Genomic DNA, 12,057 nt, shown 5'->3' on the forward strand with positions numbered 1-12,057 from the left:
CAAAAGGAGATTGCTTTTCATGAATAAACCATGGATACATACCGCCAGGACTGCGTTGTTAGCGGCGGCTTTGCTGATCCCGACACTAGAAATTCCGTCGTATGCAAGTGCTGCATCTATTGAGTCCGCTTCAATTTACCAATTGCCGGAATTCCCTTCTGTAAATTTGACTGGCTCAAGCTATATGCAGCTTAAAGAAGTTCTGGTGCTGAATAAAGAGGGAGCCAGGCGAGCTTCCTTCTCTTTCACTGTTTACAACGGAGATCAAAAAAGCCTTTCCATCCGTGACTTCTTTATTCATCTCGAATCACGTTCAGGCAAGAGTTTAACACCGATATTACTGCCTGAAAGCAGAAGTCAGACAAGCATTGCTCCAGGAAGCACATCCCAATTCCGGTATTACGCCGAGCTTCCCGAGACGATTGAGGTGCAGGATCTCATCTTTAAGGTTATGAAATGGGATTTTTCTTTACCAGGCTTAGAGAGACAAATGGGCCAGGTTTCTGTTAGTCCGGGGTATTCCCCTGCTGTTCCGGCAGGTTCCGTTTCCTTGGTCCAAGTTGCAGGAGCTCCTGTAAAAATGCAAGCATTGCAAGTAAGTGACTTGGAGGATAACTCCGACCGACTGGTTCAAGTCAAATTGGCATTCCAAAATGCGGGTTCGCATAATGTAAAAATTCCTGCCTATTCATATGCCCTTCAAAGCGAAGATGGTCTTACATATCCGCTGGCAGCGGACAAATCGGAAAGCTTAAGTATTGACGCACTGGAGATGAAAGAACTGACGCTGACCGGAAAGCTTCCTAAAGCTGTTTCGGTTCAGAAGTCGAAATTGCTGATAACCGAGAGCTTCCAGGGCGAAAAAAGTGTCGAAATTCCTGTGGCCGAGTTTGAGCTTCCCCAGTCCAATAGTGTCAGGATAGCGGAAGAGCAGGAGGCTGTAGAGCTTACGGTTTCCGACCAGTCTATGCGAGTGGCCTTAACCCGGGCCAACGTGGATATCCAATACGATAAATACGCTGCTGATCTCAATCTAATTTGGGAGAATCATGGATATGCAAATGTTGCTTTGCCGTCCTATGCCTATCTGCTTCGAACTTCGGATGGGGCAGCTTATCCATTAAGTGCTTCCTCTGCAGGAAATATTCTTCCTCAATCCCATTTGAATCTGGCGCTAAGCGCAACAGGAATTCCTAAGTCGGCATCTCTGGAGGACTTGCGTTTGGAGATTTATGACTCCAATGTGTCTACAACTGAAATTGCCGCTCCTCCATTGGCTATGTTCAAGCTGAAGAATGTAACGCCATCTGCGGTGACGGATGCGGGGGTTGCAGGTGAATTACAAGATTCGGCGGGGAATCCTTATCAGCTGCAAGTAAATAAAGTTCAGCGATTGCCTTGGGAGGAGCAGGACATCATTTCTATTGATGCCACAATTACTAATGTGGGAACGGATACCATTGCGAATCCTAAAATAAATGGCGATATTCAGCTTGACGGTATACCGGTAGATGCTGAGCAGGTGCGGACAGCAGATCTGGGAGAGGTCAACAGTCTGGCGCCGGGAGAAAAGCGAAGTGTAGTTCTGCTGACTAAAATTCCTTATTACCAGCAAGTTAACAAGATCTCAGTGGTGTTGAAAGATTCGGATTCTGGCGATCGTCTTTCCTTCCAGTCAGAATCTGATATGTGGACGGTGCCCTCATCCGGATCTGAGGGTTTAAGCATCGGTGAAGTTGGAAGTCAGATGATGATGAAACCCGCGGCAGTTAAAGTATATGAGGGTTCGACAATGAATCTTGTTTATGCAGAGGTTAATATTCAAAATATGGAGAACCGGTTTATCACTCCAGGAGAATGGAGCGGACAATTCAAGACAAAGGACAATGTTTACTTTGCAGCAAAGCTTTCAAGCTTCACCCAGAAGATTAGCCCGCAAGGCCATGCACGGGTTGGCTTTTGGGCGCTTATACCAAAGAGGTATTCAAATGATCACCTGGAATTAGTGGTTGGTGAGGGAATAACGGGAACCCGTTTGACGAAGGCGGGAGAAGTGCCGGATGCGTTCACCAAGTCTGCCAGTATGGTACTCCCCAAGGCTGAAACGGCTATAAAATTAAAAACCGCTGCTGCCTTGGAAGTGGATAGTGAGCCTTACCATTTTTCAATTTACGATATGGATCTGAGTTATACCTACAATCAGGCCACAGGCTACAAGATAGACTTTATCTTCCGCTACGATTTAGAGAAAAATTCTTCACTTGAAGCGGTCGGCGGAGAGCGGAAGCTGGTATTGAAGCTAATTGATTTTGACCCCGTTGCACAAAAAGAATTTGTAATGGAAACTGCCTCTTCAGCAAATGATGAAGCGTTGGCACTTGGCACGAACTTGAAGAAAACGGTAACGATTACAACAGTCGATTGGTTCTTCTTTTCTAAAAATACCTTACAGGTTTATGAGCGCTTCGAAGGTTATGATAGGCTATTGGGAAGTATCGATTTTCATTAACAGAAAGGGCTGTCCCAAATGTCTGAACATGACTGAGGGACAGCCCCTAATTTTTAAACAAAACGTGTTTGCCAATCACTCCCCGGAAAGCTCCGTTTTGCTGCCGGTGATCCTTTTTAGGACGGCTTGCTCCCGGTACATGGAGGGGGTGACGCCGTATTTCTTTTTGAACAGGGTGGTGAAATAGGAAACATTGTACATGCCCACCGATTCGCTGATCCGGAATGCGGTCTCCTCGGTAGTCAGGAGCAGCTCCCGGGCTTTTTCCAGGCGGGTATGGCTCAGATATTCGCTGAAGGACATGCCCATCGTGCTCTTGAACAGCTTGCCCAGGTAGCTGGAGGACAGGCCTGCGAATTGGGAGACCGTCTCCAGGGACAGATTGGCTTCGGCGTAATGGTCATGAACATATGCCTGGACCGTTTCAATTACACTGTTATGCTTCTGGGCATTGAGCCACTGGCTCTTCTCCCGGATCAAGCTGCGGATGCCGAAGCAGAACTCCTGAATAATCCCCTTGATCTCCTCCAGACTCTCCGCCGCTTCAATGGCGGCCGCCGCATCCAGATATTTGTTAAAGAAGGAAGCCTCGTTGGTTCCCAGGTATTCAAAATGCTTATACTGCGACAGGAGAAGCTGCAGGCAATAGGTGACAGCCTGATTGCAGGTTGCCGCCGAAACATGCCGGACAAAATGCTCCGCCTGCTCTTGGATGTCCTCCGGTTTTCCCGATTGGATCAGCTCGGTCAGTTTTTTCTCGGTGGCAGTGGGATAGTTCAGTACGGTCATGAAATGGGAGCGGATTTCCCCCTGATCGAGAATGGATTCCTTGCCGTAAATCATCCGGTACTTGACATATTGCTGCGCAGAGGAATAGGAATACTGGATATTCCTCCGGCCGCTGAACCGGTCCCCGATGCCGGCGGAAACCGTCAATTTGAAGTAGCGGTTCATAAAATGCTGGACAGAGCGCAGCGCATCCTTCAGCCCGGCCGGAAGCTCGCCGGAGCTGCTCTGGATGACGGCCACCGATTCATTCTCTTCCGTAATCAGAATGTCGGAAGCGCCGTAGGGCTCCAGAATTTCCTTGCCAATATTGCAGAGGGCAAACCGGAGCAAGGACTGCTCGGTGCCGCTCCGGTCTGCCATTCCGCTCATGTCATCCATTTTAAACACCACGGTGTAAAAATAAGGTCCGGTCAGTTGTTTGTCAATCATGGCGATGATTTCTTCGGGAGCGTCCATATTCCGTGTGCTGCCCTTCAGCAAAGCCTGCAAATAATGCTCCCGGACCGTCCGCGCGGAACGGTTGATCACAAACTGCATGGAGCGTTCATTTTCCTCCAGGGACAGAAACATCTCCGTCAGCACCTGATACTCGTCAATGACCGGCGAGGATGACGGCGCCGACCGGGGTTTTACAAGATCAAACAGGGAGGACATGGGCTTATACATATTCCTTGTCAGCAGGATGGAAAGCAGGAATCCCGCCAGCGCCAACCCCGCGGCAGTAACCAGAGTGACCGTCCGCAGCTCCCGGATATTGGAGATCATCTTCTTGTAGGGAGTGACGCTGACAAAATACCAATTCATCGAGGCGGATTTTACATAGGTAACCAGATGCTTTTCGTTTTCGATGGTGGTTTGGAAGCTGTGCTCGGGCTTGTTCTCCAGAAGAATCTGCTGGATATACTGCTCCGAGGAAAGATCCTTCATAAACAGATTGGAGTCGGTATGGGACAGCACTCGCCCCTCCTGATTCATGACAAACACATTGTTCATGGAATTTCCCTTGTCAATCTTGTTGATGGTATTCAGAATGGTATTTTCTTCCACGTTGATATAGATCAGCGGATTGGCCGAGGAGCGCAGCGAATAATTGGGAAAAAGCAGAAAGGTCAGAAGCTTAACCGGTTGACTGTTGTTGATGCCGCTGGCTGTCAGCTCCCGTGGGTAGAACTCCATATATTGCTTGGCGTTGATCCCATAAAGGGATTTGTCAAAAGGCAACCCTGACGTATCCACATTGGTTCCTGTGGAAGGCCGGTAGATGCCGATGCTGTACAAGGAGGGATAGGCGTTTTTGATCTGGGCAAGCTGCCTGAAAACCGAATAATTTTGCGTTTTGTCTTCTTGGGCGGCATTCAGAAAGGAAACCATCTGGGGTTCGTTGATCAGAGCGTTGCCGATGGTCATGACCTGATTGTACACCACATCGGAGGCATAGCTGATTTGAGTCAGCATGATTTTGGAGTTGCGGTCAATTTCCTTCACGGCGCTGTTGGAAAAGAGAGAAAACAGCACAGCCGAAAGCACGCTCAAGGTAAGCAGAACGAGCAGGAAATAAGAAATGGCCAGCTTTTGAAAGGTTTTGTAGCGGACCAGGCGGCCCAGGATGCGTCTCATGGCGGTGTTCCTCCCATTTGCTGCTGGAATGCTACTTCTACTATAGGGCATATTCACCAAAACCGATACCCGATTGCCGAAAAATGAAAGCGATTCCCTCATTTTGAAACCCCTTGGCCGCAATCTGAAGGGGAAAGCCGGTTTTTAAAATAGACATTCCCGGAGGCGCCGCCTATGATGAGGGGGAACTGCGATAAACCGGAGGGATAAACATGAATGCAGGCGCTTTGCAGGTAAAGCTGATGACCTTTAACATCCGCAACCCTTCAGGCTCGGGAGATATGGGGTGGGATAACCGCAGGAGGCTGGCCGTCCGGGCCATCCGGTCCTTCGGACCCGATCTGGCAGGGCTGCAGGAGGGATATGAAAGCCAGATTCAAGACCTTCTTGCCGGGCTGGGCCCTTCCTATCAATCCATTGGCGTATCCCGCTACGGGAATACGGAGGATGAATACAACAACATTCTGTATCGTGCGGACAAATATCGGGTATTGGAATGGGGGCAATTCTGGCTCAGCGATACGCCGGACACGGCAGGCAGCAAGAACAGATGCGAGGCCAAGTATCCGCGAATCTGCACCTGGGCCCAATTTGCGCTTCTTGATGATGCTTCAGCCGCCGCCTTCTATTACTTTAATACGCATCTTGGGCTGGCGGAGGAGGCCAAGGTCCAAGGCGTCCATGTCATCCTGGAACGGATCGGCCAGATCGTTTCCTCACCGCGGATTCCGGTTTTTCTTGGCGGCGATTTCAATCTGGAGGAAACCCATCCTTTATTCAGGCAGATCGAAAGCTCCGGCTTGCAGGATACCTGGACCGGCGCTGGCTGCCCGTTTGACGGGGATGGAACCGTCCACCACTTTGAAGGTTCCCCCGATAAGGAGCATATTGATTGGATATTTCAGAGAAATGCCCTTGGAATCCGTTCCATCGAAATCAACCGGTATCACCAACAGGGGAAGTACCCCTCCGACCATTATCCGGTGCAGTTGGTTATCGATATTCCCGCGCCCTGCAAGCCGGCAGCCGCATTATGAAAGCAAAAGCCGGGATTTGAAATATACAAAAGGCTTGGAGATGCCGTAAAGTTAGCTTCACAGCGAACAACACGGCTGCATGACATTTGAATGGGAGGACTTGAGCGTGAATACACATCTTCGCCGGAGGAAGGGGCTTCTATCCGATATCCTGAAAAATCCGACATCGTATGTGCTGGTATTTCCGGCCATGCTGTACACCTTTATTTTCGGATATATGACCTATCCCTACATGATGATTGCCTTTCAGCGGTTCAATTACAAAAAAGGAATATGGAACAGTGAATGGGTGGGGTTGAAGAACTTCGAATTTTTCTTCCGCTCCAACAAAGCCTTTACTGTTACCTTCAATACCATATTTCTGAATATGCTCTTTATTTTCTTCGGCACGCTGACGGCGCTGACCATCGCGCTGGTCCTGAATGAGCTGCGCAAGAAGCTTTTTGTGAAGCTCAGCCAATCGATTATGCTTTTTCCCAACTTTATCTCCTGGATTGTCATCAGCTATGTGCTGTACGCGTTTTTTTCCATGGATATGGGGATTGTCAACCAACTGCTGGTTAAGCTGCATCTTGACGCCGTTAACTGGTATACCCAGCCTGGGGTATGGCCGGTCATTCTGACTGTGATGCATGTGTGGAAAGGAGCGGGAATGAGCGCCGTGATCTATCTGGCCACCATCACCGGGATTGATGATACCTTGTATGAGGCGGCCCAGATTGACGGAGCAAACCGCTGGCAGATGTGCTTGCGGATTACCATCCCGTTGATGATGCCTACCGTGGTGATTCTGATGCTGCTGTCCATCGGCAAGATTATGTATGGGGATTTCGGAATGATTTACGCCTTGGTGGGAGATAACGGCACCCTCTATCCCACAACAGATATCATTGACACCTATGTATTCCGCTCCTTGAGGCAGGTCGGCGATCCTTCGGAGGCCATGGCTGTGGGATTATTCCAATCCGCAGTCGGTTTTATCCTGGTCTTCGGCACCAACTGGATCACTCGCACGTTCTTCAAGGACGGCGCCCTTTATTGAAGGAGGAATGAAAGTGAGGAAGCTTTCTGTCAGCAGAGCAGTCATGTATGTGAGCATTGCCGTTTATTCCGCCTTATGTCTTCTTCCCATGCTTCTTGTCTTGATGATTTCCATCACCGACGAGGATGCCATTTTGCGCAACGGATACAGCCTTTTTCCGGAGAAATTTTCCTTGTATGCGTACCAGGTCATTTTTACCGGCGGATCACAGGTAATGCGCAGTTATCTGATCTCCATTTTTGTTACCCTTGCGGGGACGATAGCGGCGGTTCTGATTACGGCCATGGCCGGCTACACGCTGGCCAATAAGAGTGTGCGGTACCGCAATGGGCTGGCCCTTTATTTTTTCATCACCATGATCTTCAGCGCAGGCATTGTTCCGTGGTATTTGATGAACCGCTCCCTGGGGCTTACCAACAATATTCTGGCGTTGATCATTCCTTCCCTTCTGTTCAGCCCGTTCAATCTGTTTCTGGTGCGCAATTTTATGGGGGGCGTTCCAGATTCCCTGCGGGAATCCGCTACCATCGACGGAGCCAATGATCTGGCGATTGCCTTCCGGATTTATTTTCCCCTTAGCACGCCGGTTCTGGCCACCATTGCCCTCTTCTACGGGCTGGATTACTGGAACAACTGGTGGAACGCCATTATGCTCATTGACGACAAAAGTCTGTATCCGCTGCAATTCATGCTGCTGCGGCTGAAGTCCGAGATCAGTATGCTCAATGAAATGACCATGCTGGCCGGGGCGGATGATGTTACCCTTCCGGCGGAATCGGTGAAAATGGCTACTGCTGTAGTTACCATCGGTCCCATCGTCTTCTTTTACCCCTATCTGCAAAAATATTTCGTGAAGGGCCTTGTAATCGGTTCAGTAAAAGGTTGATATAAATCCCGGCCGGGTTTATATATAGAATGAGAAAAGGAGTCGATTCTACATGAAAAAAAGCTTCGCACTTGCCCTTGCAGGTCTTCTTGCAGCCAGCTCCATTGCCGGATGCAGCGCCAAGTCCACCGGCAGCACCCAAGAGGGAACGGCCAAACCGTCTTCCGCTGCAAATTCAAGCGGCGCCACAGCGAAACCGGCGCAATTGGTCAAGCTGAAGTACATTGCGCCCGGCACGGAGCCTAAGGATTACAAGGAAGTGATGGCAGCCATTAACAAGAAGCTGCAGGAGGACGGGCTAAATATTGAGCTGGAGAAGGTGTATATCCCCAGCGACGCCTGGGATCAGAAGCTTAATCTGATGCTCTCTACCGGCGAGGACTTCGATCTGTTCCATATTATGCAGGACCGCACCCCCTTCTCCAGCTACTACAACCGCGGCGCCTTGGCCGATATTACCGGAGCCATTGAGAAATACGGGAAGAATCTGCGGAAGCATATCCCCGACGACATCTTCGACGGGGCCAAAATCGACGGCAAATATTTCGCCGTGCCTTCTTATTGGGTGGAGATGGCCAGTGAAGGGGAATTCAACATCCGCCGGGATATTCTGAAGCAGAACAATCTGAAGGAACCCGCCACTCCCGATGAGCTGATCAGCGTCTGGGAGACGGTAATGAAGAACTGGAAAGGAAGCAGCAAGCCCTATTTTGCCTCCAAGGCGGACTTTGATCCCGTCAGCCTGCATACTACCATTCTGCACCGGACCTATGACACGTTTCCGTTTACCGTCAAGGACAAGTTCTTTTATGTGAATCAAAACGGCACGGTGAAGTCATGGATCGAGACGGAGGAGTTTAAGAAGGACGCGGAATTTATGCGCAAGCTGTACACCAAAGGCATTACCAATCCGGATATTCTCGTCCTGAAGCAGGAGCAGGTCAAGGCCCAGCTTGACAGCGGGGACTGGTTTGTCAATTTGGGCACAGGCGGCAGCTTAAGCGCCTTAAAGAAGAACAATCCGGATGCCACTGTGAACGATATCGGGGTCGTCTGGTTTAACCCGGAGAGGGTATACTTGCGTCCGCTGACCTTTAAGAACGGCAATGCCGTGCCGGTGAACAGCAAACATCCGGAGGAGGCTGTCCAGCTTCTCGACTGGATTTTGGCCAGCCAGGACAATTACGACCTGTTCCAGTACGGGATTGAAGGCAAGCATTATACCAAGGACGGGGACAAAGGCATGAAGGCCATCAATGATCCGGCCAACAACAATAAACCCGGCTACAAAGGATCGGAATCCCAAAACGGCAATGTGAGCTTCATGCGCTTCGATCTGGAGAGCAGCATCCCGGAGAACAACAAGGTTTTGTACGAGGCTAATACCAAAGCAGTGAACAGCATCGCCGCCAACTTTGTATTTGATCCCACCAGTGTCCGGACAGAATACACCAATATCGCATCGGAAGCCGCAGCCAGCATTATTCCCATTTACATGGGGGTTCTGGAATACGACAAAGCCTTCCCGGCCGCTCTCGATAAGATGAAGAAGGCAGGGCTTGACAAGGTAGTAGCCGAATATCAGCGGCAATTTAAGGAGTATCAGGCCAAACAAGGGAAATAAGGCCGGGCTGCGACAGGCTGGAAATATCACATATGGGAGTGAACGGAAATGAGTCTGCTTGAACGAAGAGCTGCATTTGAGCTGAACAAGAATATTTATGAAAGTGCGCTGCTTGCCTTCCGCGGTGTGGATGGCTTTGATGTCTACAATTGCTCCATTCCTTTTCAGTGGAACGGCAAACGTTTTTTGTTTGGAAGGGTGGAACGCCGTGAGGAGTGGGCCCGGTCCTGGGTGCGCCTGTTTGAGGAAACGGGCAAGGATGAATGGACGCTGGCGCCGGACAGCATGATCTATACCCTGGAGGACCCTTTTGTCAGCATCATCAATCATGAGGTTGTCCTTGGCGGAACCAGTGTCCAGTATGAGGCGGGAAAAGTCAGCACCTATTTCGGATATTTCTTTCGCGGTTCGGATTTGCAGGATTTAAGATATTTTGCCACCGGCCCCAGGAAAATGAAGGATATCCGCCTGGTGCAGCTGGCCGACGGGCGGATCGGAGTCTTCTCCCGACCGCGTGGGGAGGAGGTGAAGGGGAAGTATGGGAGCGAATCCATGATCGGCTTTACGGTGATCAACAGCCTGGATGAGCTGACATCGGAGACAATTGCCCATGCCCCATACATCTCCGACATTTTTGGCCATGGCGAATGGGGCGGAGTCAACCAGGCTTACCTGTTGGACAGTGGTGAAATTGGAATTATCGGTCATATTTGCTATCGAGGTCAGGATCATGACGGCGGTGAGCTGAAGGTTTATATGAATATGTCCTTGATATTCGATCCGCAAACACGGCTGGCGGCAGACCTGCGCCTGATTGGAACCCGCACCTGCTATCCCCCCGGACCGGCCAAAAAGCCGGATCTGGCCGATTGCGCCTTTACCTCCGGCATTGTCATGCGGGCGGACGGCAAGGCCGATCTTTACAGCGGCATCGGAGATTGCCAAACGGGAAGGCTCACCATCGACTATCCGTTTGCGGGACATGGAAAGATCGTGTAAGGCAGGTGAAGGAGCTAATGGCCGGTCTTGGTGTATGGCAAATTGACTATATGGAAATCAGCATCCGCATTGGGATGGCTCTCCTGGTTGGCGGTCTTGTGGGACTGGAGCGGGAGCGGGGGCAGCATCACGCCGGGTTCCGCACCCATATTCTGGTCTGCCTGGGCTCAACGCTGATTACGCTGATCTCTATCTACGGGTTTAGCCAGTTTGTCGATGAACCCAGCGTGCGGATGGACCCTGGCCGCATTGCTGCGCAGATTATCAGCGGGATTGGCTTTTTGGGGGCAGGCACCATCATGCGCAACGGCAATGCTATCTCCGGCCTGACCACCGCCGCCTCCCTGTGGGTGGTGGCCGCTATGGGTATCGCTGTCGGGGCAGGGTTTTATTACGGGGCATTGCTTACCCTTGTCTGCGTGCTGGTCAGTCTCCTGGTATTGCCCAGGCTGGAGAAGCGGCTGTTCGCCTCCAACAAAACAGAAGCTTACACAGTCACCCTTGCGAAGGAAGGAAATCCGGGAATCTTTCTGGACTTTTTCCGGGATGAGGGGGTCCGCGTCAAGTCGTTGAAGATGAACATGCTGGAGGAGGGGACGGTGCAGCTTCATTTCGTCCTGTCCAACAAACAGACGGAATGGAAGCAGCGAATCTCGAAGCTGGCGGTCCGCGCCGATTCCCATGTGCGGCAGGCGGAAATTAAGATGTAGTGGAGTGGTTATATTGTCATCATACAAGCTGCTTGCTCTTGATATGGATGGAACGGTGCTGAATGCCGCCCATGAAATAACCGACACCACCTGCCAGTGGATCGGGCAGGCTGTTGCAAGCGGAATCACCGTCATGTTCGCCACGGGCCGGGAGGTTCAGAGCATCGAGGGGTATATCCGCAAGTTGGGTCTAAACTCCCCGCTGGTGACGGTTAACGGCAGCGAGGTATGGTCCGCCCCGGGGCAAATTATGATGCGGCATGTGCTTCAGGATGAATGGATAGCCGAGCTTTATGCCTTGGCCTCCGGGCGGCATTGCCGGTATTGGGCCTACACGGTGAATGACGTGTTTACCACCCGAAACTGGCCCGAGCATGTGCGCCGGCCCGCTGATGATCCGTGGCTGAAGTTCGGTCTTCATTCGGATGATCCTGCCGTGCTTGCGGATATCCGGGACATTCTGGCTAAGACCTGCCGGTATGAGCTGACCAACTCCAGTCCGCGCAATATTGAGGTGAACCCGCTGGGGATCAATAAGGCCAGCGGCCTGCGGGAGGTATGCCGTTTGCTTGGCATCCGCATGGAGGAGGTGGCGGCCTGCGGCGACAGCCTGAATGATCTGGAAATGATTCGTGCGGCAGGACTGGGCATCGCCATGGGCAATGCCCAGGAGGCGGTGAAGCAGGCTGCCGACGCCGTAACCGGCACCAATGAAGAGGATGGAGTGGCCCAGGCCATCCGGACTTATCTCCTTGATTTCCCGGAAACCCCGTAGGAAATCCTGCAGCAGGATTTCAACAGGTGGTTGTGCAGCGCCTGCATCTGTGATATGCTTCTGACATAT

9 protein-coding genes are annotated in these 12,057 nt (G+C 51.1%); 8 read left to right on the forward strand and 1 reads right to left on the reverse strand.

Annotated features, from left to right (window positions below; all coding sequences use genetic code 11):
- Positions 1–19: 19 nt before the first annotated feature.
- Positions 20–2,509, forward strand: a complete 2,490-nt coding sequence (locus DQG13_RS03870) for a hypothetical protein (protein WP_113018432.1) — start codon at positions 20–22, stop codon at positions 2,507–2,509.
- 75 nt (positions 2,510–2,584) lie between these two features.
- On the opposite strand, the gene DQG13_RS03875 is transcribed toward DQG13_RS03870, so the two are convergent.
- Complete coding sequence (locus tag DQG13_RS03875; protein ID WP_181592554.1) at positions 2,585–4,915, reverse strand: helix-turn-helix domain-containing protein; 2,331 nt, start codon at positions 4,913–4,915, stop codon at positions 2,585–2,587.
- 212 nt (positions 4,916–5,127) lie between these two features.
- Between DQG13_RS03875 and DQG13_RS03880 the strand changes: the two genes are divergently transcribed.
- The 7 genes from DQG13_RS03880 (at position 5,128) to DQG13_RS03910 (ending at position 11,988) form a co-directional block, all read left to right on the forward strand.
- A complete protein-coding gene (locus DQG13_RS03880; RefSeq protein ID WP_113018434.1) occupies positions 5,128–5,952 on the forward strand; it encodes an endonuclease/exonuclease/phosphatase family protein in 825 nt (274 codons plus the stop codon).
- A 106-nt stretch (positions 5,953–6,058) separates the two neighbouring features.
- Positions 6,059–6,994 carry an ABC transporter permease gene (locus tag DQG13_RS03885; RefSeq protein ID WP_258525441.1) on the forward strand — a complete coding sequence of 312 codons (936 nt, stop codon included), beginning with the start codon at positions 6,059–6,061 and terminating at the stop codon, positions 6,992–6,994.
- Positions 6,995–7,007: 13 nt separating this feature from the next.
- Entirely contained in the window at positions 7,008–7,880 is an 873-nt protein-coding gene (locus tag DQG13_RS03890; protein ID WP_397333924.1) for a carbohydrate ABC transporter permease, read from the forward strand.
- 52 nt (positions 7,881–7,932) lie between these two features.
- Positions 7,933–9,504, forward strand: coding sequence for an extracellular solute-binding protein (locus DQG13_RS03895; protein ID WP_113018437.1), 1,572 nt, complete (start codon positions 7,933–7,935; stop codon positions 9,502–9,504).
- Positions 9,505–9,552: 48 nt separating this feature from the next.
- A complete protein-coding gene (locus DQG13_RS03900) occupies positions 9,553–10,503 on the forward strand; it encodes an MTP-1 family protein (RefSeq protein ID WP_113018438.1) in 951 nt (316 codons plus the stop codon).
- 17 nt (positions 10,504–10,520) lie between these two features.
- Complete coding sequence (locus tag DQG13_RS03905) at positions 10,521–11,213, forward strand: MgtC/SapB family protein (RefSeq protein WP_113018439.1); 693 nt, start codon at positions 10,521–10,523, stop codon at positions 11,211–11,213.
- Positions 11,214–11,226: 13 nt separating this feature from the next.
- The gene (locus DQG13_RS03910) at positions 11,227–11,988 is read left to right on the forward strand and encodes a Cof-type HAD-IIB family hydrolase (RefSeq protein WP_113018440.1); all 762 of its coding nucleotides are present in this window, start codon (positions 11,227–11,229) and stop codon (positions 11,986–11,988) included.
- Positions 11,989–12,057 lie beyond the last annotated feature (69 nt).

It is taken from the genome of Paenibacillus sp. YN15 (assembly GCF_003285005.1).
In the GTDB taxonomy this organism is placed as follows: Bacteria; Bacillota; Bacilli; order Paenibacillales; family NBRC-103111; genus Paenibacillus_AR.